Genomic DNA, 21,954 nt, shown 5'->3' with positions numbered 1-21,954 from the left:
TTACGTAAAGGGAAAATACCAAAACATTCAGAGGCGGCGATCCAATGGAATTCAACCTGTCTGAAGACCAGCAGGCATTTGCACAGGCAGCCCGCGATTTCGCACAAAACGAAATGGCACCGTATGCGGGCGAGTGGGATGCAAAACACATTTTTCCCGAAGAAACTTTGCGCAAGGCGGCCGAACTTGGCTTTGCCGCCATATACACACGCGAAGATGTCGGGGGATCGGGTCTTGGCCGTCTGGATGCCGCGGTGATTTTCGAAGAACTGGCAAGCGCATGTCCGTCAACGGCTGCCTATATCTCGATCCACAACATGGCGTGCTGGATGATTGACCGTTTCGGCAACGAAGATCAGCGTCAAAAATATCTTCCGAAACTTGTCACCATGGAACATTTCGCCAGTTATTGCCTGACAGAGCCGGGGGCTGGATCGGATGCAGGTTCGTTACGTACGCGTGCTGCGCGCGACGGTGCGCATTACATCCTTAATGGCGAAAAGGCTTTTATTTCCGGGGGATCGCGCAGTGATGTTTACATTGTCATGGCGCGAACCGGCGATGACAGCCCGAAGGGAATATCGACCTTTATCGTTCCAAAAGATGCCGAAGGCCTGTCATTTGGCAAGCTTGAAGAAAAGATGGGATGGAACAGTCAGCCGACATCCGCCGTGATTTTCAGCAATTGCAAAATTCCGGTGGAAAACCGGTTGGGAGAAGAGGGCGAAGGTTTCAAGTTTGCCATGATGGGTCTTGATGGCGGCAGACTTAATATCTCGGCATGCTCCATCGGTGGTGCGCGGGCCGCAATGGAGCATGCGCGCGACCATATCAAGGTTCGCAAGCAATTTGGCAAAACCCTTGATCAGTTTCAGGCATTGCAGTTCAAATATGCCGACATGGTGACAGAGCTCGAAGCGGCACGGCTGATGCTGCACAAAGCGGCCTGGAAACTGGATCACAAGACACCGGACGCCACACAGTTTTGTGCAATGGCGAAACGTTTCGGTACGGATATCGGGTTCAGGGTATGTAATGAAGCGCTACAGCTTCATGGTGGATATGGTTATATCCGCGAATACCCGGTCGAAAGGCTTCTGCGCGACCTTCGGGTTCACCAGATTCTGGAAGGTACCAACGAAATCATGCGCCTGATCATCTCTCGTGCCGCGTTGAAGGATTGATTTATGAGCAGTGAGAACGTGACCAGTTCACCGCATGACAATGAAGCATCCGTCGTTTTCTCGAAGGACGGGGCCATCGGTCATATCCTGTTAAACCGGCCCAAGGCATTGAATGCTCTTGATCTGCCGATGGTTGATGCGATCACAGCCAAACTTCGCGTGTGGGAGACGGACCCGACGGTTGCTGTCGTTGTAATTGAGGGCGCTGGCGAAAAGGCATTCTGTGCCGGGGGCGATATACGGGGGCTTTATGACGCGCGGCAGCGCGACGACGAAGAACTTCTTGATGCCTTTTATCGGCGGGAATATCGCCTTAACCATTACATTGCAAATTATCCCAAGCCGTATGTTGCCTTGATGGACGGCATTACAATGGGGGGAGGTGTCGGCGTTTCCGTGCACGGACGTTTCCGCGTAGTGACTGAGCGCACCCTGTTTGCTATGCCCGAGACTGGGATCGGGTTCTTTCCCGATGTTGGCGGCGGGTACTTCCTTTCTCGCTGTCCCGGCGAAGTCGGAATGTATCTTGGCCTGACGGGCGCGCGGATCAAAGCGGCAGATTGCATTTATGCGGGTTTGGCTACGCATCGAACACAAAGTGAAAATATCGCGTCCTTGAAAGGTGAACTGGCAAAGATTTCGGAAGGCAGCGATGGCTTCGTGGCCGTTCAACGGATTCTGGATGAACATCATTCTGATGATGGTGTCGGCATTCTTGGATCGGTTCGGGGTGAAGTCGATGACTTGTTTGGCAGCGAGACGGTTAGCGACGTTTTTGCCCGACTTGATACATCTCCGTCAGACTTCGCCCGGGAAACGGCCAAGATATTGCGCACCAAATCACCGATAGCAGTTGCTGTTGCCTTTGAGCAAATCCGTCAAGCGCGCGATATGACACTTGCGCAGGACCTGATGATGGAGTTCCGTCTGTCGCAAAGGACCGTTCGCAAACCAGATTTGTTTGAAGGGGTTCGTGCCGTGATCATCGACAAGGATCACAGTCCAAAATGGCAACATGCCGATATCGGGCAAGTCGATCCTCGTGAGGTCGCAGCATATTTTGACCTTTTACCCGAAGATAAAGAGCTAAAACTGCAGTTCTGAACAGTTCTGTAACGTCAAAAAATCAAAAGATAATCTCGTAATCGAGAGATCAGAGGAGACTCCAAATGGCGAAAATCGGTTTCATTGGTCTGGGTAATATGGGCGGGCCGATGGCGGCCAACCTGATTAAGGCTGGGCATGCACTCAAGGTCTTTGATTTGTCCGAAGCCGCGGTCAGCAAGGCGGTTGCAGAGGGAGCCACCAAGGCATCGACGGTTGCCGATGCGGCAAAGGATGTCGAGTTCGTTGTCACGGTTCTTCCTGCTGGAAAGCACGTGCTGTCGGTTTATGACGGACCAGACGGCGTGATTGCCAACGCCAGGACGGGCACACTTTTGATTGATAGCTCCACCATCGAAGTTGATGCCGCACGCAAAGCTGCCGATCTGGCGAAGGCCAAAGGTCTTGGCTCTGTTGACGCGCCGATCTCTGGCGGGGTTGCGGGGGCTACTGCCGGAACACTGACCTTTATGGTTGGTGGCGATGATGGTGATTTTGATCGTGCGAAACCGGTTCTTGAGGGAATGGGTAGCAATATCATTCACGCAGGCACAAGCGGGGCCGGGCAGGCGGCAAAGATTTGCAACAACATGGTGCTTGGCGTCAGTATGATTGCCGTATCCGAGGCCTTCATGCTTGCAAAGCGTTTGGGGCTGGATGCGCAGAAGCTGTTTGATATTTCATCGAAGGCGTCCGGCCAGTGCTGGTCGCTTACAAGTTATTGTCCCGTGCCGGGACCGGTTCCGACCTCTCCGGCAAATCGTGACTATCAACCGGGATTTGCGGTGGACATGATGCTGAAAGATTTGAAACTGGCGCAACAGGCGGCGGCATCCGCCGGGGCAACAACGCCAATGGGGGCATTGGCTGAAAGCTTGTATGCGCTTTATTCAAATAGCGGAAATGGCGGGATGGATTTCTCGGCTATTGTCAAAATGCTGGATGGCGACAAGTAACGCTACGGCATTATGAGGTGTATCATTCAGGCCCGGCAAATACCGGGCCTGTTTTTTTATGAATACCGTGGCCTGCATTAATGTTAGATTTGTGCTGTCTAACGGGCAAAGGGCCGAACAGAATTTTCCGGATTGATGAATGACAACCAGAAACAATGCGCCGCGCGAGGTTTATTTCGAATTGCGACAGATTGGCAGCTATCTGCGCTGCACGGCAATTGATGGCAAAACGGGAATCGAGGTGACCGTGGCAGGGCCGGTTTCAAGGAATCCGGAGCAACTAAAGCGCGTCGCGGTACAAAAACTTGAATACGTCCTTAATAAGGGATAAAATATACAATATAAGGGCCGGTGCATTCGGTGGCGTTGGTGTTTTATTCTAAGAATGAAATACGATTTGGTGTTTTTGACCAATTTATCAAAGCCGCTTGCAGCCTTCGACCTCATGTGTCTAAGGTTTGTGCTCTAATCGCGCTTTTGGATAAAGAACCACAATAAGAATGGTCGTGTCCAAAGGCTAGAACCGGGGAAAACCCGATAACAAAAAGACGGAGGCTTCGGAGGTTTGCTAGGGGGCAATGGGGAGACTTGGTCTCATCCAATCAATACAACTGTATCTTGTTTTGCACCTTCAGCCAGTCGGTCGAAGACCTCGTTTGTCTGTGCCAAATCTAAGGTTGTGCAATGGATTGGGCTTATTTTTTACAACAATTGATCAACGGTCTGACGCTGGGAGCCATCTACGGTTTGATCGCCATCGGCTACACGATGGTATACGGCATCATCGGTATGATCAACTTTGCGCACGGCGAAATCTATATGCTGGGCGCGTTTCATTCCCTGATCACCTTCCTGATCTGTCAGGCAGCAGGGATTAGCGGTATCCTTCCGCTTACACTTCTTTTGATGCTGTTCGTGTCAATGGTGCTCACTTCTATCTACGGGTGGGGCGTTGAACGGATTGCATACAGGCCGCTGCGCGGGTCATTCCGGCTCGCAGCGCTGATTTCGGCCATCGGCATGTCGATCTTCCTGCAGAACTTTGTTCAGATTTCGCAGGGTGCGCGCGTGAAACCGATGCAGCCATTGATCGAGGGCGGCATCATCCTGATGGAAAGCCCGAATTTCAATGTTCAGCTCAGCTACATGCAGATCGTCATTATCCTTTTGACGTTTGTTCTGATGGCTGTGTTTTCGACACTGATTGCGAAAACGTCGCTTGGTCGTGCTCAGCGCGCCTGTGAGCAGGACCGCACCATGGCTGGCCTGCTTGGCGTTAACGTTGACCGCACCATCTCCACGACCTTTGTCATGGGGGCAGCTCTTGCCGCAGTCGCAGGCATGATGGTGACCCTGTATTACGGTGTGATCGACTTCTATATCGGCTTCCTTGCCGGTGTTAAGGCGTTCACTGCTGCCGTTCTGGGGGGCATCGGATCGCTTCCGGGTGCAATGCTTGGTGGTCTTCTGATTGGTCTGATCGAAGCATTCTGGTCGGGTTATCTCACGATCGAATACAAGGACGTCGCAACGTTCAGTATTCTGGTTCTCGTGCTGATTTTCCGTCCGTGGGGTCTGCTTGGTAAGCCGGAGGTCGAGAAAGTCTGATGTCCGCTCTTATCACTTCTTCACGGATTTCCGGTGCGGAAATTGTCAAGGAACTCGCGTTCTTTGCTGTTATTGCACTGTTGATGTCGGTCATGATCCTTGGTGTCGAGACGGTTGACCGTCCGACCGGGCTTGAACTGGCTGTTCGTTGGGATCTGGTGGTTACCGCCATCATCTCGACAATCATTGGTCGATTGGCATTGATCCTTCGCCGCGAACACATTTCGCGTGTGGGACAGGCGTTGCTGATTACCGCCGCCGCAGTGGCGGTATTCGAGATGTTCGTCCGCTTCCGCGACATGGATGATCGCTGGGCTTCGCCAGTCTTCCTTGATATGGCGTTTGGCAGTGCAACGAGCGTGATTGTGGCTGTTGCCTTCGTCACGATCGTTTTTGCAATTGCCTATTTCAGCATGAAAAAGCCAGGTGCCGAAGAGGAAGAAAGCGGCTCCAGGCTTTCGTCAAAAATCCAGCTGGCATATCGGACCAACACCAAGAAGATCGGGGCATTGGGGATTGTATTCTTCATTATTTTCCCGTTCCTGTTTGGTGAAAACCGCTCCGCTATCGACCTCGCGACCCTGGTCATGATCTACATCATGCTGGGTTGGGGGCTGAATATCGTGGTCGGTCTGGCCGGTTTGCTTGATCTGGGTTACGTCGCATTTTATGCGGTCGGCGCCTATTCCTATGCACTGTTGTCCCAGCATTTCGATCTGAGCTTCTGGTTGTGCCTGCCGCTGGCCGGTATTTTTGCCGCAAGTTTCGGTATTGTGCTTGGTTTCCCGGTGTTGCGACTGCGTGGCGATTATCTGGCGATTGTGACGCTTGGTTTCGGTGAAATCATCCGCGTTGTCCTGATCAACTGGTATGATCTGACCCGTGGACCAGACGGTATTTCGTCAATTGCCCGGCCCAGCTTCTTTGGCTTTGCCGAGTTTGATCGACGCTTGCCTGAAGGGGTTATGGGATTCAACGAATTGTTCGGTTTGGACTATTCGACGATGCATCGCCTGATCTTCCTGTATTACCTGATCCTTGTGCTGGCACTGGTAACCGCATTTGTTACCGTACGCCTTCGCAAACTGCCGATTGGTCGTGCATGGGAAGCGTTGCGCGAAGACGAAATCGCCTGCCGCTCGCTGGGGATCAACCCGACGAATACCAAACTTTCGGCATTTGCGATTGGTGCAATGTTCGGTGGTTTTGCTGGCGCGTTCTTTGCGACACGTCAGGGCTTCATCAGCCCGGAAAGTTTTACCTTCCTTGAATCTGCCGTGATCCTGGCCATCGTTGTTCTGGGTGGCATGGGCAGTCAGATCGGGGTGGTTCTTGCCGCGATTGTCATGATCGGTTTCCCGGAAATGTTCCGCGAACTGGCCGAATATCGCATGCTGATTTTCGGAGCTGGTATGGTTGCCATCATGTTGTGGCGTCCGCGCGGTCTTCTGTCTTTCCGTGACCCGACCATTCTGCTGAATATGAGCAAGAAAGAAAAAGTTGCCGGAGAAGTCAAATGACCGACAACGTACAGCTTGAAGTCGAACATCTAACCATGCGCTTTGGCGGTCTGGTCGCGATTGATAATCTTTCGTTCACCGCAAGAAAGCGTGAGATCACGGCAATTATCGGCCCGAACGGGGCAGGGAAGACCACGGTCTTCAACTGTCTTACCGGGTTCTATGTGCCGACCGAGGGACGTCTGACGCTTTATGCCAATGACGGACCGCGTTTGCTGGAGCGTATGGAAGGTTTCCGTATTCCACGCAACAACGGTGTGGCACGTACTTTCCAGAATATCCGCCTGTTCACGGGCATGACCGTTCTGGAAAACCTGGTTGTCGCCCAGCATAACCAGCTTATGGAGGCATCCGCCTTTTCGCTGGCAGGGCTTTTCAATCTTGGTCGCTATACCAGTGCCGAGAAAGAAGCGCTTGAAACCGCCAAGTTCTGGCTTAACAAGGTTGGCCTGTATGAACAGGCTGACTGGAATGCCGGGAACCTGCCTTATGGCTCCCAGCGTCGCCTCGAGATTGCGCGTGCAATGTGCGTCAATCCTTCCTTGCTGTGTCTTGACGAGCCGGCAGCAGGCCTTAACCCTCGCGAGTCCGCGGAGCTTAACGTTCTGTTACAGAGCATCCGCGATGATCAGGGAATCGGCCTTCTGTTGATCGAACATGATATGAGCGTCGTCATGAAGATTTCCGATCATGTGATCGTCCTTGATTACGGAAAGAAGATTGCTGATGGCAATCCGGAAGCCGTCAAGAATGATCCGGCTGTTATTCGTGCTTACCTCGGTGAGGATGAAGACGATGAACTGCCGCCGGAAGTCGCCGCCGACCTTCATCTAGATCCGAATGCGTAGCGAGGGAGCAGATCGATATGTCCATGCTGAAGATTGAAGGTGTTCACACCTTCTATGGCAATATCGAAGCCCTCAAGGGCATTGATATGGAAGTCAACGAGGGCGAGATTGTCACCTTGATCGGGGCCAATGGTGCCGGCAAGACGACCTTGCTGATGACATGCTGCGGATCACCGCAGGCGTCAAAAGGGCGCATTTTGTTTGAAGGTCAGGATATCAGTCGCATGCCAACGCATGAGATTTGTCGTCTTGGTATTCAGCAATCCCCTGAAGGGCGTCGGATTTTCCCGCGCATGTCTGTCTATGAAAACCTGCAGATGGGGGCAAGCACCCAGGATCCGAAATATTTCGAAGAGGATCTGGAGATGGTGTTTGATCTGTTCCCCCGCCTGAAAGAACGCATTAACCAGCGTGCGGGAACAATGTCCGGGGGCGAGCAGCAGATGCTGGCAATCGGTCGTGCCCTTATGGGGCGTCCCCGTTTGCTTTTGCTTGATGAGCCTTCTCTCGGGATTGCGCCACTTGTCGTCAAGCAGATTTTCGAGACGATCAAGAAGATCAACCGCGAGAAGAAGGTCACGGTCTTCCTGGTCGAGCAGAACGCGTTCCACGCACTCAAGCTTGCCCATCGCGGCTATGTGATGGTCAACGGCAATATTACTCTCTCGGGTACGGGGGCTGAACTTCTGGCAAATCCGGAAGTTCGTGCAGCCTATCTCGAGGGTGGCCACTAGGAGGACGGATATGGAAGCGATTACAGGTACCAGCATTGGTGTCACAATCGGAATTACCGTCATCCTGATGGGGTTCTGTGCTTTTATGACAGGGCAGGCGATCGCCAATACATGGCGGCCGTTCTACCAGCTTTATCCCTATGCCTTGTTGCTGGGGGCGACGGACCGTTTCATGACGTTTGCGCTGTTCGAGGGGGAGCTTCTTTCGCTTACGGGATATATTTTCGATACGGTTATCCTGTTTGTGATTATGGCGGCCGCCTTCCGCGTAACGCGGGTCAACAAGATGCTGTCGCAATATCCGTGGCTTTATGAACGTGTCGGACCCTTCGGATTTCGCGCACGTGACGGGGCGGACGTCTGATCTTTTCGGGGGTGATGGGCAACTGTCACCACCACATTGCTAAATTGTTGGCAATGCAATGTTTAGTACTATTGCACACCAATTCTGGGGTGTTAAAGTACAGGGAGCCAAAACCGGTAATCGAAAAAAAAGCGAGCCGGTTTAGGGTCCGAAAAAGATGGTTCTGTCATGGTGACGGAACCAACCTTTGGAACAGGGAGACTTCTCTTATGTCGAAAACCAAGCTCGGCCTTCTGGCAACTGCTTCCGCGCTTGTCCTCTCGATGGGTGCAGCAAAAGCAGACATCGTTATCGCGACCGTCGGTCCGATGACCGGCCCTTACGCCGCCTTTGGCGAACAGATGACCCAGGGCGCCCAGAAAGCGGTTGCAGACCTCAATGCTGCTGGTGGCGTTAACGGCGAAAAAGTTGTTCTCGAAATCGGTGATGATGCTTGCGATCCGAAACAGGCTGTTGCTGTTGCAAACCAGCTCGTTAGCAAGGGTGTTGCTCTTGTCGCTGGTCACTTCTGCTCGGGTTCCTCGATCCCGGCTTCGGAAGTTTACTTCGAAGAGGGCATCGTGCAGATTTCTCCGGCTTCGACCAACCCGCAGCTGACCGAACGTGACATGGACAACGTTTTCCGTGTTTGCGGTCGTGATGACCAGCAGGGCGAAGTTGCCGGCAAGTATCTTGCTGAAAACTATGGCGACAAGAAAATCGCCATTGTTCATGACAAACAGGCTTATTCCAAAGGTCTTGCAGACGAGACCAAGAAAAACCTGAACGCTGCTGGCGTTGAAGAAGTCATGTACGAAGCCATCACCCCGGGCGAGAAAGATTACTCGGCTCTGGTGACCAAACTGAAATCCGAAGGCGTTGACGTCCTTTATTATGGCGGTTACCACACCGAGCTGGGCCTGATCGTTCGTCAGATGCGCAGTCAGGGTCTTGAGACCGTTGCGATTTCTGGTGATGCGCTCAACTCGCTCGAATACTGGTCGATCACGGGCGATGCCGGTGCCGGAACACTTTTCACCGCCGGTCCGGCGCTTGAAAAAGACCCGCGTAACGCTGAACTCGTAAAATACTTCGAAGGTCAGGGCTACAAGCCGGAAGGTTACACCCTTTACACCTATGGTGCGGTTCAGGCTTGGGCACAGGCAGTTGAAAAGGCCGGTACCACCGACTCTGAAGCTGTTATCGAAGCACTGCATAGCGGTGATACATTCGACACCGTTCTTGGTTCGATTGCGTTCGATGCCAAGGGTGACGTCGCAGCACCGGGTTACGTCTTCTATGAATGGAAAGACGGCGGCTACGATTACGCCAACTAATCAGATATTCTGATCAGCAGAAAGCCCGGCAGCAATGCCGGGCTTTTTTGTTGCCGACCACATAAAAGAAAAGCGTCTTCAGAAATTGCTGAAAACGCTTTTTCTTTTAGGTCAAAGGGCAAGTGATTACTTCGCCTTGCGACCCAGGCCGATTTTCTTGGCAAACTGCGAACGCTGTTTTGCATAGTTCGGCGCAACCATCGGGTAATCTGACGGCAGGCCCCATTTCGCCCGGTATTCTTCCGGGGTCAAATTGTATGTTGTCCGAAGGTGGCGTTTGAGCATTTTGAGCTTCTTGCCGTCTTCAAGGCAGATGATGTAATCATCGCCAATTGATTTGCGGATCGGAACAGCCGGTTTCAGCGGTTCTTCTTCTTCAATGGTTTCGTCTTCACGCAGAACGTCAAGCGAATTGAAAATTGTCGAAATCAATTCCGGAATCTGTGCAGATGCAATTGCATTGTTACTGACATAAGCAGAAACGATATCAACAGTCATCTGTAGCAGTTCGTCTCGGTCCAGAACGCTGTTTTCAGCATCGGTCATCTTAAAATATTTCCTTCGCTATTATGAATAGGCAATGCTTTTTGCATTATTTTACGAATATAGTCAAACAAGACTGTTATTCAATATATCGATTCTACTTAAATTTTCAAAACAAGGAAAACCTATGCGAGATGAGAAACAAATAAAATCTGCAAAGGCATGACCGGTAATGCGGTTTAATTGATAAAGATTCCACACCTTTTGTTTCGTCGATTTTGTTCGATAGCGTATGGTGGGGTTTATATCAATGTATATGCGTCGTTGTTTTTCTTTAGTTGATGATTTTCTAACGCAATGGGTGTGAATGTCTTTTTTAAGTGTAGTCAAGTGTCGTTCTGTGCGCTTAAAAGTTGCTGACTTAAAACTTTGGCAACATAGGCCGCTGTGCGTTGGCAGTTGCAAAGCTATGTGCTAAAAGGCGCTCCAAATTACTGTTTGGCGTATTTACCAAGGGCTCGCATATGACAGCCAAGACCATTGCCATCGCTGCCGATCACGGTGGTGTTGAACTTAAATCCCAAATCATCAAGTCGCTTGCCGGAAATGGCTGGGAGGTTCTCGACCTTGGAACCGACGGTTCTGCGTCAGTTGATTACCCGGATTATGCGAAAGCCGTTGCCAAATCGATTATCGATGGCAAGGCTGAACGCGGTATTCTTGTATGCGGTTCCGGGATCGGTATGAGCATCGCTGCCAACCGATATCCTCAAATTCGTGCTGCCTTAGTACATGATCGCCTGTCAGCCGAACTTTGCCGTCAACACAACAACGCCAATGTTCTGTGCCTCGGCGCACGCCTTTTGGGTGATGCGACGGCGCTTGATTGCGTTAACGCGTTTATGATGACTGAATTCGAAGGCGGTCGTCACGAACGGCGTGTTGAAAAACTTTCTTCGCTTACCGACTGATTTTTCGCCACCTGGCAATAACCCGGTACGGGTTTCGAACTTTGCTGCGTTCGGCCCCGCCACATTGTATCGAGAGGCCCCATAATGTCATTCAAAGGCTTTTTCTCTACCAGCTTGTCAGAAGCAGATCCGGCACTGTTCAAATCGATCACCGATGAACTGGATCGCCAGCAGAACCAGATCGAAATGATTGCTTCGGAAAACATTGTTTCCAAGGCTGTGATCGAGGCACAGGGAACGGTTCTGACCAACAAATACGCCGAAGGCTATCCTTCGCGCCGGTATTATGGTGGCTGCGAGTTTGTCGACGTTGCAGAAGAACTTGCGATCAATCGTGCAAAAGAACTGTTTGGGTGTGAATTTGTCAACGTGCAGCCGCATTCTGGCGCGCAGGCAAATGGTGCGGTCATGCTTGCCCTTTGCAAGCCGGGGGATACCATCCTTGGCATGTCGCTGGACGCTGGCGGGCATCTTACACACGGAGCACGCCCGGCACTTTCTGGCAAATGGTTTAATGCCATCCAGTATGGTGTGCGTGAAGACGATCTGACGCTTGATTACGATCAGGTCGAAGCTCTTGCTGTGGAACACAAGCCGACACTGATCATTGCAGGTGGTTCAGCCATTCCGCGCCAGATCGATTTCAAACGCTTCCGTGAAATCGCCGACAAGGTCGGTGCGTTGTTGATGGTTGATATGGCGCATTTCGCCGGTCTTGTCGCCGGTGGCGTTCATCCGAGCCCGCTTCCCTACGCCGATGTCGTGACAACCACGACGCATAAAACCCTTCGCGGTCCGCGTGGCGGTATGATCCTGTCGAACAATGTTGAAATCGGCAAAAAGATCAATTCGGCAGTCTTCCCTGGCTTGCAGGGCGGCCCATTGATGCATGTTATCGCTGCCAAGGCGGTTGCCTTTGGCGAAGCCTTGCGCCCCGAATTCAAGGAATATGCGCAGCAGGTTGTCGATAACGCCAAGGCATTGGCCGAAGTTCTGGTCAAGCGTGGTTTCGATATCGTGACCGGAGGCACCGATACGCATCTGATGCTGGTTGACCTGCGTCCGAAAGGCCTCAAAGGCAACAATGCGGAAGTTGCGCTCGAGCGTGCAGGAATCACTTGCAACAAAAACGGCATTCCGTTCGATACCGAGAAACCGACCATCACGTCCGGCGTTCGTTTGGGGACACCGGCAGGCACCACGCGTGGTTTTGGTGTCGAGGAATTCAGGCAGATCGGTGAACTGATTGGCGATGTGCTTGATGCTCTTGTTGATAATCCTGATGGCAATGCCCAGGTCGAAACGGCAGTTCGCACCAAGGTCGAAGACCTTTGCAAACGCTTCCCGATTTATGCCTGATTATATCGGGAGAGAGTAAAAACAATGCGTTGTCCGTTCTGCGGCCATACAGACACCCAGGTCAAGGACTCCCGTCCGACCGAGGAACATCACGCAATTCGCAGACGCCGGTTTTGTCCGGCCTGCGGGTCGCGATTCACGACATTTGAACGTGTTCAGCTGCGTGAATTGATGGTGGTGAAAAAGGACGGGCAACGCGAATTGTTTGATCGTGACAAACTTGCGCGATCAATCTTTCTTGCCTGCCGGAAGCGCCCGATTGAGGACGAACGTGTCGAAAAGGCGTTAAACGGCATTCAACGACGCCTTGAAAGCAGTGGTGAAAGCGACATTTCCACCGACACAATCGGTGAAATGGTCATGGGAGCTTTGATCGCTCTCGATCAGGTTGCTTATGTCCGTTATGCTTCGGTGTATAAAAATTTCCGAGAAGCCCGCGATTTTGAGCAATTCGTGGAAAACATGCATGATGGGGAAGAAGAGGCGGACACAGAGTAATGACAGCCACCGCGTTTTCAGATGACGACCGGCATTTCATGCGGGTTGCGCTAAGCCTGTCAAAACGTGGTCTGGGAAATGTCTGGCCCAACCCGTCAGTTGGGTGTGTTCTGGTTTCTTCTGAAGGGGCAATCGTCGGTCGTGGTTTTACCAAGCCGGGCGGTCGCCCACATGCAGAGCGTGTCGCACTTGACGAGGCAGGCGATAAAGCACGCAATTCTACGGCCTATGTAACGCTTGAACCCTGTAGTCATTTTGGTAAATCGCCGCCTTGTGCGTTGGGACTGATCGAAGCCGGTGTAAAGCGTGTCGTCAGCGCCCTGGAAGACCCTGATCGTCGTGTTTCAGGAAAAGGGTACAAAATGTTACGTGATGCGGGCATCACAGTTGAAACAGGGCTTTATGGCGACGAAGCCCATCGCATCAATGCCGGGTTCCTATCGCGCATTGTTTCTGGCCGGCCGATCATTACCTTAAAACTGGCATCCACCATTGATGCCAGATCCGCGACGCGCTCTGGTCAGAGCCAGTGGATAACGGGGGATATTGCGCGTGAGTATGGTCACCTGTTGAGAGCCAATCACGATGCGATCCTTGTTGGTGCCAAGACTGTCATTGTTGATAATCCCACTCTCACATGCCGTATCCCCGGACGAGAAGCCCAATCACCTGTTCGTGTTGTCCTTGATCGCAATGGCGATGTACCTGTATCGGCGGAATTGGTCCGTGGTGCCCAAAAAGTTCCTACCTGGATCATTACATCCCAAGACAAACTTGACGAAGTTTTTGAAAAATTTGGAAAAACCGGGGTCAAAGTACTTACTGCCGGGTGCGAGAATGATCATTTCGACCTAAATGACGTGATGAAACATTTGGGCGAGCAGGGTCTGACGCGTGTTTTGGTTGAAAGTGGCGGCAATCTGGCTGCCGACTTGGTGCATCGAGATTTGATTGATCGGGTGGTTCATTTCATTGCACCATCCCTGATCGGGGCAGAAGGCAAGGCGATGATCGATGAGCTCGGGCTTGATCACCTTTCAGACATGCCACGTTTTCAGCGCAAATCTGTTCGTCCAGTTGGCAAAGATATTGCGATAACTTACGAAAAAATAACGGAATAGATAAATGTTCACTGGCATCATTACGGATATAGGATCTGTTCGGAAAATCGAAAAACGCGGCGACACCCGTTTCGAATTCTCGACCGCTTTTGATACCTCTAAAATCGCTCTTGGGGCGTCGATTGCCTGCAATGGTGCGTGCATGACCGTTATCGAAACTGGTTCGGACTGGTTTGCCATCGAGGCATCTGCCGAAAGTCTTGATAAGACGACTTTGGGCGATCTTGAGGTCGGATCACGCATAAATCTGGAACAGGCCACACGGATCGGGGACGAGTTGGGCGGGCATATCGTATCCGGTCATGTGGACGGTGTTGCGACGCTGACAAAACGCATTCCCGAAGGTGATTCCCTTCGTCTGACATTCGAGGTTCCTGAAGCTTTTGCGAAATACATTGCGTCAAAAGGCTCGGTAACGCTTGAAGGTGTTTCATTGACTGTCAATGAGGTTGACGGAAACACTTTTGGTATCAATCTGATACCCCATACTCAGACTCACACGACGCTGGGATCGAAACAACCAGGTGACCGGATCAATTTCGAGATTGATATGCTGGCGCGTTATGTCGCGCGCATGCTGGGTAAGGATTGAACGACCATGCCGCATCGTTATCTGTCACCAATTGAAGATGTTATTGAAGAAGCCCGAAATGGCCGGATGTTTATTCTTGTCGATGACGAGGACCGGGAAAACGAGGGTGATCTGGTTATTCCCGCCCAAATGGCAACACCGGATGCCATAAACTTTATGGCAACTTATGGCCGTGGGCTTATTTGTCTGACGCTGGAATCCGAACGTTGCGATCATCTTGGGCTGCCGTTGATGAGCGCGCGAAATGGTACGCGGCATGAAACGGCGTTTACAGTTTCGATCGAAGCGGCGACAGGTGTGACAACCGGTATTTCCGCCCCGGACAGGGCGCGAACAATTTCCGTGGCGATTGATACAAAATCAACTTCCGACGATATAGTGACCCCGGGGCATGTTTTTCCTTTGCGCGCACGTCCAGGTGGCGTTCTTGTGCGGGCGGGGCACACCGAAGCATCGGTTGATATTTCGCGCCTTGCGGGCCTCAATCCATCTGGCGTTATTTGCGAGATCATGAGCGAAAGCGGCGAAATGGCGCGTTTGCCGGAACTTGTTGAGTTCGCCAAAAAGCATAATCTCAAAATCGCCCAGATTGCCGATTTGATCCGCTATCGCCGGAAGCATGAAAGAGTTGTTCAGCGTAAGGCGACAACAAAAATCAATTCGGTGCATGGCGGCGAGTTTGAGCTCAATCTGTATGTCAACAATGTCACATATGCCGAACATATTGCTTTGGTGAAGGGCGACATTTCTGATGCAAAGCCGGTTCTGACGCGTGTCCACGCATTAAATGTGCTTGAAGATGTGCTTGGCGACCGGCAAGGAGCGCATGGCGGCGAGTTGCAGGCCGCAATGCGGCAGATTGGCGAGGAGGGGCGTGGCGTTATTGTTCTCATCCGTGAACCGCGCCCCAATACGCTTTCATCGTCTATTGCAAAGCTTATTGAGCTCAATGGCGGGGACGGAGATGCTCTGCGTCAGGAAATCGCAAAATCTGCTGACGACTCTGATTTGCGTGACTATGGTGTTGGCGCACAGATCCTGCTTGATCTTGGCGTTCGCGATATGATTTTGCTTTCAAATACCAAAAGACACATCGTAGGGCTTGACGGGTTCGGTCTAAATCTGGTTGATCAGCGTCCGCTTGTTGTCTCGGAGGAATAAACATGAGTAACGGTCCGCACATTCTGATCGTTGATGCGCCTTATTACACCCATATCGTCGAAGATCTGGTCAAAGGGGCTGCGTCGACGCTCGAAGCTGGCGGTGCAACCTGGGACCGGATTTCTGTTTCAGGTGCCTTCGAGGTTCCGATAGCAATCCGCTACGCTGTTCAGTCCATGGCTGATCTTGCGACTGGTCCGCGCTATGATGGCTACTTGGCACTTGGCTGCGTTATTCGCGGTGAAACCACGCATTACGACCATATCTGTGAAGAAGCAAATCGCGCATTGATGCAGCTTTGCCTTGATTACCGTCTGGCGATCGGCAATGGCATCCTGACCGTTGAAAATGAAGCCCAGGCACTTGCACGCGCCAAGGCAGATCAGAAGAATAAAGGTGGCGAGGCCGCCCGTGCTGTTCTTCGTATGATTGAAGTTCAAAACCATTTTGGAATACATCACAAGTAATGACTGATAAACCCAAGGCATCAGCCGCCCAACGACGCAGTGCTGCGCGTTTTGCCGCCATTCAGGCGCTATACCAGGCAGAGCTTTCCCAGCTTTCGGCCGGTGACGTCGTGCGCGAATATTCGGATTTCCGTCTTGATGGCGAAGGTATTCGTGACCTTGATGAGCCCAATGACAATCTGATTGATCCGGATCGCGGATTTTTTGCCGACCTGGTTCAGGGGGTTACTGCGCGCACGGTCGATCTTGACGGGCTGATCGACTCAGCTCTGGAAAAGGGTTGGACAACCAAACGTCTTGAAACTGTTTTGCGCTGTATTCTGCGTGCAGGAACCTATGAGTTGATGATGCGCGAAGATGTACCGATGCGCGTTGTCATCACTGAATATGTGGACGCTGCCCATTCGTTCTTTGACGAAACCGAGCCGAAGCTTGTAAACGCTGTCCTTGACCGGATCGGCAAAACGCTTCGTGCGGGTGAAGCTGGTAAGAATTGATATGGTTGCGCGATCAGGAGAATTCGATCTGATCGCACGTCATTTTGCGCCCATCGCGCAAAAGTCAAAAGCCGCATTGTCCCTGCTGGACGATGCGGCTCTTTTGTCTCCACCTGATGGGCACGAAATTGTTGTTACGGTCGACGCACTTGTGGCCGATGTACATTTTCGCAGTCAGGATGATCCGGCCGACATCGCGCGCAAGGTTATGCGTGTCAATCTGTCTGACCTGGCAGCTATGGGGGCTTATCCTTTGGGGGTGCTGCTAACGGCTGGTTATAATCGCGACCTTTCCGAAGGCTGGATCGCTTCCTTTGCGAACGGTTTGGGGCAGGATTGTGCTACCTATGATACCCCGCTTCTGGGGGGCGATACTGTTGGAACACCAGGTCCCACATTTTTCAGCCTGACGGCGTTCGGTGCCGTGCCAATTGGGCGCGCCATGCGCCGGGATGCTGCCAAACCGGGTGATTTGATTGCGGTTACCGGCACATTGGGCGATGGCGCACTCGGCTTAAAGGTCTTACAGGGCGACCTTATAGGGCTGGACGTCGCCGATAGTGCCTATCTTTCGTCGCGATACCTGTTACCGCAACCACGCCTGACGATTGGCAGAAAATGCGCTGATGCTTATGGCCGCTATGCTGCGATGGATATTTCGGACGGATTGGCCGGGGATTGTCGCAAGATTTGTTTGGCGTCTGGTGTCGGCATGGTTTTTGACAAGGATCTTATTCCATTATCAAAGGCAGCGATGAATGCGGTAAATACCGATCCCGCCCTATGGGCGTCTGTGCTGGGGGGCGGGGATGATTACGAACTTCTGATTTGCGCCGATCAAGCAGATATCAAAACGTTGGGTAACGATGTCACGGTCATTGGCAAGGTGACGGACCAGCCCGGACAGGTCGACCTCATCGGAGCCGACAAAAAAATAGTCGAACTCGCCAATGACGGGTTCGACCATTTCAAAGCCTGAAAACGAATTTGGAATTTATTTGGTTTCGCTGAAGCGACCAAGGTTGCCAAACAGCTGCTGCAGAACTGTAATTTCCTTGCCTGCGGTTGGCGTGATCCGATCCGTCGGAATGACCGGTTTACCGTCTTCAAGGTCATATTCGCTTAGGATATCGACCCGGTTTGCCGCATCAAAGCTGACGAGAATGACCTTTTGCTCAACGACATCCGGTGCCAGAAACGCAATTGTTTCGGTTCTGCGCGAAATATAAAGCCAGACATTTTCGTCAAAGGCCGCAACGCTTGATGGCGATCCCAAAAGGTCGGTCACATCACCCTTTGTGGATTGCCCGACGATGATTTGTTCGAGAACTTCGGGTTCAGGAGCATTACCGCGCGTTGCGATACGCGGGCTGCAGGCAGCAACAAATGCCACTGCCAATCCGGCCAGCATCATAAGGGAAAGGCGTGTTGTTCTTGTATGCATGGAACTCACCAAAGCGATCAGCCAGTTAAAGTCATTAAGGAATTGCCTTGAGTTTCAGCGCTGGGCGCATGATATTGCCGGGCAATGTTGGGGCGATGCCGCCCCGGGAAATTTACGGCATTCTGCGTGCCATGGCTGGAATGTCAACGAAGGAGTGTTACTGTTGTTCGGCTGGTTGAAGAAAAAAGACCGCAAACAAAGTGCTGCCTTTGCGCTGTACACCGGAATGGTGGGGCAGGCGCGCAAGCCAGAATTCTATACACGCCTTGGCGTCGCAGATACCATGGAAGGGCGATTTGACCTAATTCTGGTGCATGCCTTTGTTCTGTTTCGGCGTCTGAAAAAAGACAATGAAAGTCGTGAACTGGCGCAAGAAATTTTTGACGTGATGTTTTCCGATCTTGACCAGAATATGCGTGAGATGGGAATTGGTGATGTCGGAATCCTTAAGCGCATCCGGAAAATGTCGGAGTCCTATCACGGTCGCATTGTCGCCTACGAAGAGGGTGTTCAATCCGGTGCAATAGAACTTGCCGCCGCACTCAACCGCAATCTATATGCCGACAACGAGGCTAGTGATACGCAATTGATGGCCATGGTCGGTTATATCAATGATGCCCTTGCACACCTTGACCGTCAGAAAACCGAAGAATTACACAATGGCGTTATCCATTTTCCGGCTGTGCCGGAAGTCGCCGTTGCACCAACCGAATAGAAAGAGGCCTCAATGCCTGAACAGATTACACCCGAATTTTCCCGCATCGTTAATACGGACGAACAGGTCGGGAAAAAAAGCAAGATCGAGATCGAAGCAAATGAAAAGGAGCGCAAGGCGCTTGCTGAACGTTTCGAACTGATTGCTATTAATAGCTTAAAAGCAACCCTGACGACTACGACGGCAGGCAATGGCGAAGTCACCCTTCGTGGTCCCATGCATGCCAATATTGTTCAGCGTTGTGTTGCGACACTCGAGCCTGTCCCCGAAACCATCGAAGACGAGGTGGAGGTTCTGTTTTCTCCGCACGTATCCGAAGATGACCTTCCTTCGAATCCCGATGATCTGGATGATCTTTCCGAAGAAGAGCTTATGGCGCTTCTGGATCAGCCAGAGCCATTGGTAGATGGCAAAATTGATATTGGTGAAGTTGTCGCACAGTTTCTTGCTGTCGCAATGAACCCTTATCCGCGCAAGGACGGTGCGAAAGTTGCGGACGTGGTCAAATCGGAAGACGAAGAAGAACGTCCCAACCCGTTTGCAAAACTCGCAGGTCTTAAGGACAAGCTAGAGAAGAAAAACTAAATTACCATTCTGGTTGCGTTTTTCGTCACGTAAAATGTCAGAAAATGCCGGTAACGACCGGCATTTTACGCTTTTAACCGAAAAGACGAAGAGCAAGCCGGATACTGGTCGCTTTTGATTGCATATCGGCTTTACCTTGTATCTGGCTGAGAATTCCGGTAATTACGGGCTTTCCGGCATGCCGAAGACAAGTTTAGCCGATAGGCAAGCCTGCCGGTAAATTCCGGTTCAGATGTTTTAGAACAACCATAAGAGAATACATTGCCTGAACAGGTCTGCATATCACTTGACGCGATGGGAGGAGACCACGCGCCTGAGATGGTCGTGGCGGGTGCAGAAATTGCCCTGAAACGGTTGCCTCATCTTAAATTTTTGATGTTTGGGGATGAAGCGCGGCTTAAACCGCTGCTCGCCAAATATCCGGGGCTCGAAACCGTCAGTCAAATTCGTCATGCCTCTCAAGAAGTGACGATGGATGACAAACCGTCTGTTGCCTTGCGGCAGCGTCGGGATTCCAGCATGCGACTGGCCATCAATGCTGTTAAAGAGGGGGACGCACAAGGCGTCGTATCTGCCGGAAATACCGGTGCTCTGATGGCTATGGCCAAATTCGTCCTTAAAACCGTACGTGGTATCGACCGGCCTGCAATTGCCACCTATATGCCAACCCAGCGCGGCGAGACTGTCATGCTCGATCTTGGCGCCAACATTGAATGTGATGAGAACAACCTGGTGCAGTTCGCGCTTATGGGCGAGGTTTTCGCACGCATTCTGTTTGGTATTGAAAGGCCTTCTGTGGGCTTGCTCAATGTCGGGATTGAAGAACTAAAAGGCAATGAGTCGGTCAAGAAAGCCGCAGCGATACTTCGTGAAATCGACCTTCCGATCCGCTTCGAAGGATTTGTTGAAGGCGATGACCTTGCCAAGGGTACCGTGGACGTGATTGTGACCGACGGCTTTACCGGTAACGTTGCACTTAAAACCGCCGAAGGAACGGCGCGACTGCTGGTGCACTTTCTGCGTGAAACTTTCAAAAGTTCATTCTGGGCGAAGGTCGGCTATCTGTTGGCCCGTCGTTCATTGCAGCGTTTCCGGGAACGTATGGACCCGCGTCGTTACAATGGTGCGATGCTGCTGGGGCTGAACGGGATTGCCGTCAAAAGCCACGGTGGCACCGATGCGCTGGGGTTCTCGAATGCCATTGGCGTTTGTCACGACCTTATTGCGAACCGGCTGAACGAAACGATCAAGGGTGAACTTGCCGCCTTCGAAGAAGCGATTTCCAAAGCTCCGATCGATGAGGAAACCATCGCCCTCGCAGCTGGCCAGGTCGACTGATACTGTCCCAACTATTCCCACTAAAACTGGCGGTTCTTAAATCATGACTGTTCGTTCTCGCATTATTGGTTGCGGTTCTTATCTTCCTTCGAATGTTGTAACCAATGATGAACTGGCAAAGCGCGTCGATACATCTGATGAATGGATCGTTGCGCGGACGGGAATACGACAGCGTCATATCGCTGCCGAAGGGGAAACCACCAGTGATCTTGCGGTTGCTGCTGCAACACGTGCAATGGAACATGCCGGTGTAACTGCCGCGGACATTGACATGATTATCGTTGCGACCGCGACACCCGATAATACCTTTCCGGCAACGGCAACAAAGGTTCAGTATCGACTGGGCGTTGTCGGTTTTGCCTTCGACGTTCAGGCGGTTTGCTCGGGCTTCGTTTACGCCCTTACCACTGCGGACATGTATATCCGAAACGGTCAGGCAAAAACGGTTCTCGTGATCGGGGCAGAAACATTTTCGCGTATTCTGGATTGGGAAGACCGCCGGACATGCGTTTTGTTCGGGGACGGAGCAGGGGCGGTTGTTGTTCAGGCCGTTGAAGGCAAGGGCACCGTCGAGGATCAAGGTATTCTCGCAAGTCGATTGCATTCGGATGGTGGTAAATACGAACTGCTGTATGTCAATGGCGGTCCATCAACGACCCAGACTGTTGGTTTTCTTCAGATGGAAGGCAAGGAAGTTTTCCGCCATGCAGTGACCAACCTTGCAGGCGTTATTCGCGAAGTCCTTGCCGATACCGGGCTTGAAGCCGCGGATATTGATTGGCTGGTGCCACATCAGGCCAATCGTCGCATTCTTGACAGCACTGCCAGAAAGTTTGGCATTTCCGAAGACAAGGTGGTCATCACGGTTGATCGTCACGCGAACACGTCCGCGGCGTCGATTCCCCTGGCACTTGCCGAAGCCGTTCATGATGGCCGGATCAAGCGTGGTGATATTGTAATTCTGGAAGCGATGGGCGGCGGTTTCACTTGGGGCGCAGCACTGGTTCGCTGGTAAGCTCTGGATTCTGTGGGATATCTGACAAAAACAAAGCATTTGCTTAAAAAACACAACATTCTGCCGCAAAGCGA

The 21,954-nt window shown here is 51.9% G+C and carries 25 protein-coding genes; 23 read left to right on the top strand and 2 right to left on the bottom strand.

Annotated features, from left to right (window positions below; genetic code table 11):
- The first annotated feature begins 44 nt into the window (after nt 1-44).
- The 10 genes from P8T57_RS19520 to P8T57_RS19475 all read left to right on the top strand — a co-directional run bounded on the left by P8T57_RS19520 (nt 45) and on the right by P8T57_RS19475 (nt 9,634).
- Nucleotides 45-1,184 carry an isobutyryl-CoA dehydrogenase gene (locus P8T57_RS19520; protein ID WP_341364061.1) on the top strand — a complete coding sequence of 380 codons (1,140 nt, stop codon included), beginning with the start codon at nt 45-47 and terminating at the stop codon, nt 1,182-1,184.
- A gap of 3 nt (nt 1,185-1,187) precedes the next feature.
- Nucleotides 1,188-2,288: an enoyl-CoA hydratase/isomerase family protein gene (locus P8T57_RS19515; protein ID WP_341364060.1), complete on the top strand. Its 1,101-nt coding sequence runs from the start codon at nt 1,188-1,190 to the stop codon at nt 2,286-2,288.
- A 65-nt stretch (nt 2,289-2,353) separates the two neighbouring features.
- Nucleotides 2,354-3,244 carry a 3-hydroxyisobutyrate dehydrogenase gene (gene mmsB, locus P8T57_RS19510; protein ID WP_007089519.1) on the top strand — a complete coding sequence of 297 codons (891 nt, stop codon included), beginning with the start codon at nt 2,354-2,356 and terminating at the stop codon, nt 3,242-3,244.
- 139 nt (nt 3,245-3,383) lie between these two features.
- Nucleotides 3,384-3,575 carry a hypothetical protein gene (locus P8T57_RS19505; RefSeq protein WP_114093401.1) on the top strand — a complete coding sequence of 64 codons (192 nt, stop codon included), beginning with the start codon at nt 3,384-3,386 and terminating at the stop codon, nt 3,573-3,575.
- Nucleotides 3,576-3,928: 353 nt separating this feature from the next.
- Entirely contained in the window at nt 3,929-4,852 is a 924-nt protein-coding gene (locus P8T57_RS19500) for a branched-chain amino acid ABC transporter permease (RefSeq protein ID WP_007089521.1), read from the top strand.
- Nucleotides 4,852-6,372, top strand: a complete 1,521-nt coding sequence (gene livM / locus P8T57_RS19495; protein WP_071239972.1) for a high-affinity branched-chain amino acid ABC transporter permease LivM — start codon at nt 4,852-4,854, stop codon at nt 6,370-6,372. The genes P8T57_RS19500 and livM overlap by 1 nt, the downstream gene beginning before the upstream one ends.
- Nucleotides 6,369-7,220 (top strand): ATP-binding cassette domain-containing protein, encoded by an 852-nt coding sequence (locus P8T57_RS19490; RefSeq protein ID WP_007089523.1) that lies wholly within the window; start codon nt 6,369-6,371, stop codon nt 7,218-7,220. Before livM ends, P8T57_RS19490 begins: the two co-directional genes overlap by 4 nt.
- A 23-nt stretch (nt 7,221-7,243) precedes the next feature.
- Nucleotides 7,244-7,954: an ABC transporter ATP-binding protein gene (locus tag P8T57_RS19485; protein ID WP_007089524.1), complete on the top strand. Its 711-nt coding sequence runs from the start codon at nt 7,244-7,246 to the stop codon at nt 7,952-7,954.
- Between the two features lie 10 nt (nt 7,955-7,964).
- Complete coding sequence (locus tag P8T57_RS19480) at nt 7,965-8,318, top strand: DUF6867 family protein (RefSeq protein WP_007089525.1); 354 nt, start codon at nt 7,965-7,967, stop codon at nt 8,316-8,318.
- A 209-nt stretch (nt 8,319-8,527) separates the two neighbouring features.
- Nucleotides 8,528-9,634, top strand: a complete 1,107-nt coding sequence (locus P8T57_RS19475; RefSeq protein WP_007089526.1) for a branched-chain amino acid ABC transporter substrate-binding protein — start codon at nt 8,528-8,530, stop codon at nt 9,632-9,634.
- Nucleotides 9,635-9,760: 126 nt separating this feature from the next.
- Here P8T57_RS19475 and P8T57_RS19470 read toward each other — a convergent pair whose 3' ends face one another.
- On the bottom strand, nt 9,761-10,180 hold the full coding sequence (locus tag P8T57_RS19470; protein WP_007089527.1) for a MucR family transcriptional regulator: 420 nt from the start codon (nt 10,178-10,180) through the stop codon (nt 9,761-9,763).
- Nucleotides 10,181-10,641: 461 nt separating this feature from the next.
- On the opposite strand from P8T57_RS19470, the gene rpiB reads away from it, so the two are divergent.
- From rpiB to thiL, 9 genes are all read left to right on the top strand, one after another.
- Nucleotides 10,642-11,088: a ribose 5-phosphate isomerase B gene (gene rpiB, locus P8T57_RS19465; RefSeq protein WP_037992622.1), complete on the top strand. Its 447-nt coding sequence runs from the start codon at nt 10,642-10,644 to the stop codon at nt 11,086-11,088.
- Between the two features lie 84 nt (nt 11,089-11,172).
- Nucleotides 11,173-12,447, top strand: coding sequence for a serine hydroxymethyltransferase (gene glyA, locus P8T57_RS19460; protein WP_007089529.1), 1,275 nt, complete (start codon nt 11,173-11,175; stop codon nt 12,445-12,447).
- A 24-nt stretch (nt 12,448-12,471) separates the two neighbouring features.
- Nucleotides 12,472-12,945 (top strand): transcriptional regulator NrdR, encoded by a 474-nt coding sequence (gene nrdR / locus P8T57_RS19455; RefSeq protein WP_007089530.1) that lies wholly within the window; start codon nt 12,472-12,474, stop codon nt 12,943-12,945.
- Complete coding sequence (gene ribD, locus P8T57_RS19450) at nt 12,945-14,066, top strand: bifunctional diaminohydroxyphosphoribosylaminopyrimidine deaminase/5-amino-6-(5-phosphoribosylamino)uracil reductase RibD (protein WP_341364059.1); 1,122 nt, start codon at nt 12,945-12,947, stop codon at nt 14,064-14,066. The genes nrdR and ribD overlap by 1 nt, the downstream gene beginning before the upstream one ends.
- Before the next feature lie 4 nt (nt 14,067-14,070).
- Nucleotides 14,071-14,658 carry a riboflavin synthase gene (locus P8T57_RS19445; RefSeq protein WP_341364058.1) on the top strand — a complete coding sequence of 196 codons (588 nt, stop codon included), beginning with the start codon at nt 14,071-14,073 and terminating at the stop codon, nt 14,656-14,658.
- 6 nt (nt 14,659-14,664) lie between these two features.
- On the top strand, nt 14,665-15,819 hold the full coding sequence (gene ribB, locus P8T57_RS19440; RefSeq protein ID WP_007089533.1) for a 3,4-dihydroxy-2-butanone-4-phosphate synthase: 1,155 nt from the start codon (nt 14,665-14,667) through the stop codon (nt 15,817-15,819).
- Between the two features lie 2 nt (nt 15,820-15,821).
- A complete protein-coding gene (gene ribH, locus P8T57_RS19435; RefSeq protein ID WP_007089534.1) occupies nt 15,822-16,286 on the top strand; it encodes a 6,7-dimethyl-8-ribityllumazine synthase in 465 nt (154 codons plus the stop codon).
- Nucleotides 16,286-16,783, top strand: a complete 498-nt coding sequence (gene nusB, locus P8T57_RS19430) for a transcription antitermination factor NusB (protein ID WP_007089535.1) — start codon at nt 16,286-16,288, stop codon at nt 16,781-16,783. Before ribH ends, nusB begins: the two co-directional genes overlap by 1 nt.
- Before the next feature lies 1 nt (nt 16,784).
- Nucleotides 16,785-17,762 (top strand): thiamine-phosphate kinase, encoded by a 978-nt coding sequence (gene thiL, locus P8T57_RS19425; RefSeq protein ID WP_341364057.1) that lies wholly within the window; start codon nt 16,785-16,787, stop codon nt 17,760-17,762.
- Nucleotides 17,763-17,777: 15 nt separating this feature from the next.
- Here the strand turns inward: thiL and bamE are convergent, their stop codons facing one another.
- Nucleotides 17,778-18,227 (bottom strand): outer membrane protein assembly factor BamE, encoded by a 450-nt coding sequence (gene bamE, locus P8T57_RS19420; protein ID WP_007089537.1) that lies wholly within the window; start codon nt 18,225-18,227, stop codon nt 17,778-17,780.
- Between the two features lie 154 nt (nt 18,228-18,381).
- Between bamE and P8T57_RS19415 the strand changes: the two genes are divergently transcribed.
- From P8T57_RS19415 to P8T57_RS19400, 4 genes are all read left to right on the top strand, one after another.
- Complete coding sequence (locus P8T57_RS19415) at nt 18,382-18,942, top strand: ubiquinol-cytochrome C chaperone family protein (RefSeq protein ID WP_240478887.1); 561 nt, start codon at nt 18,382-18,384, stop codon at nt 18,940-18,942.
- Nucleotides 18,943-18,954: 12 nt separating this feature from the next.
- Complete coding sequence (locus P8T57_RS19410) at nt 18,955-19,527, top strand: DUF177 domain-containing protein (protein WP_341364056.1); 573 nt, start codon at nt 18,955-18,957, stop codon at nt 19,525-19,527.
- Nucleotides 19,528-19,788: 261 nt separating this feature from the next.
- Nucleotides 19,789-20,865, top strand: coding sequence for a phosphate acyltransferase PlsX (gene plsX / locus P8T57_RS19405; RefSeq protein ID WP_037992611.1), 1,077 nt, complete (start codon nt 19,789-19,791; stop codon nt 20,863-20,865).
- Between the two features lie 43 nt (nt 20,866-20,908).
- A complete protein-coding gene (locus tag P8T57_RS19400) occupies nt 20,909-21,880 on the top strand; it encodes a beta-ketoacyl-ACP synthase III (RefSeq protein WP_341364055.1) in 972 nt (323 codons plus the stop codon).
- The last annotated feature ends 74 nt before the right edge of the window (nt 21,881-21,954 follow it).

This window comes from Thalassospira sp. SN3W, assembly GCF_038070535.1.
Taxonomy (GTDB): Bacteria; Pseudomonadota; Alphaproteobacteria; order Rhodospirillales; family Thalassospiraceae; genus Thalassospira; species Thalassospira xiamenensis.
Note: the sequence above shows the minus strand (reverse complement) of the source record. Positions and strands in the feature narration are given on the sequence as shown.

What these genes read in the sequence shown, in the direction of transcription:
- P8T57_RS19520 (WP_341364061.1), top strand. Translation starts at nt 45, where the DNA reads ATGGAATTCAACCTGTCTGAAGACCAGCAGGCATTTGCACAGGCAGCC.
- P8T57_RS19515 (WP_341364060.1), top strand. Translation starts at nt 1,188, where the DNA reads ATGAGCAGTGAGAACGTGACCAGTTCACCGCATGACAATGAAGCATCC.
- mmsB (WP_007089519.1), top strand. Translation starts at nt 2,354, where the DNA reads ATGGCGAAAATCGGTTTCATTGGTCTGGGTAATATGGGCGGGCCGATG.
- P8T57_RS19505 (WP_114093401.1), top strand. Translation starts at nt 3,384, where the DNA reads ATGACAACCAGAAACAATGCGCCGCGCGAGGTTTATTTCGAATTGCGA.
- P8T57_RS19500 (WP_007089521.1), top strand. Translation starts at nt 3,929, where the DNA reads ATGGATTGGGCTTATTTTTTACAACAATTGATCAACGGTCTGACGCTG.
- livM (WP_071239972.1), top strand. Translation starts at nt 4,852, where the DNA reads ATGTCCGCTCTTATCACTTCTTCACGGATTTCCGGTGCGGAAATTGTC.
- P8T57_RS19490 (WP_007089523.1), top strand. Translation starts at nt 6,369, where the DNA reads ATGACCGACAACGTACAGCTTGAAGTCGAACATCTAACCATGCGCTTT.
- P8T57_RS19485 (WP_007089524.1), top strand. Translation starts at nt 7,244, where the DNA reads ATGCTGAAGATTGAAGGTGTTCACACCTTCTATGGCAATATCGAAGCC.
- P8T57_RS19480 (WP_007089525.1), top strand. Translation starts at nt 7,965, where the DNA reads ATGGAAGCGATTACAGGTACCAGCATTGGTGTCACAATCGGAATTACC.
- P8T57_RS19475 (WP_007089526.1), top strand. Translation starts at nt 8,528, where the DNA reads ATGTCGAAAACCAAGCTCGGCCTTCTGGCAACTGCTTCCGCGCTTGTC.
- P8T57_RS19470 (WP_007089527.1), bottom strand. Translation starts at nt 10,180, where the DNA reads ATGACCGATGCTGAAAACAGCGTTCTGGACCGAGACGAACTGCTACAG.
- rpiB (WP_037992622.1), top strand. Translation starts at nt 10,642, where the DNA reads ATGACAGCCAAGACCATTGCCATCGCTGCCGATCACGGTGGTGTTGAA.
- glyA (WP_007089529.1), top strand. Translation starts at nt 11,173, where the DNA reads ATGTCATTCAAAGGCTTTTTCTCTACCAGCTTGTCAGAAGCAGATCCG.
- nrdR (WP_007089530.1), top strand. Translation starts at nt 12,472, where the DNA reads ATGCGTTGTCCGTTCTGCGGCCATACAGACACCCAGGTCAAGGACTCC.
- ribD (WP_341364059.1), top strand. Translation starts at nt 12,945, where the DNA reads ATGACAGCCACCGCGTTTTCAGATGACGACCGGCATTTCATGCGGGTT.
- P8T57_RS19445 (WP_341364058.1), top strand. Translation starts at nt 14,071, where the DNA reads ATGTTCACTGGCATCATTACGGATATAGGATCTGTTCGGAAAATCGAA.
- ribB (WP_007089533.1), top strand. Translation starts at nt 14,665, where the DNA reads ATGCCGCATCGTTATCTGTCACCAATTGAAGATGTTATTGAAGAAGCC.
- ribH (WP_007089534.1), top strand. Translation starts at nt 15,822, where the DNA reads ATGAGTAACGGTCCGCACATTCTGATCGTTGATGCGCCTTATTACACC.
- nusB (WP_007089535.1), top strand. Translation starts at nt 16,286, where the DNA reads ATGACTGATAAACCCAAGGCATCAGCCGCCCAACGACGCAGTGCTGCG.
- thiL (WP_341364057.1), top strand. Translation starts at nt 16,785, where the DNA reads ATGGTTGCGCGATCAGGAGAATTCGATCTGATCGCACGTCATTTTGCG.
- bamE (WP_007089537.1), bottom strand. Translation starts at nt 18,227, where the DNA reads ATGCATACAAGAACAACACGCCTTTCCCTTATGATGCTGGCCGGATTG.
- P8T57_RS19410 (WP_341364056.1), top strand. Translation starts at nt 18,955, where the DNA reads ATGCCTGAACAGATTACACCCGAATTTTCCCGCATCGTTAATACGGAC.
- P8T57_RS19400 (WP_341364055.1), top strand. Translation starts at nt 20,909, where the DNA reads ATGACTGTTCGTTCTCGCATTATTGGTTGCGGTTCTTATCTTCCTTCG.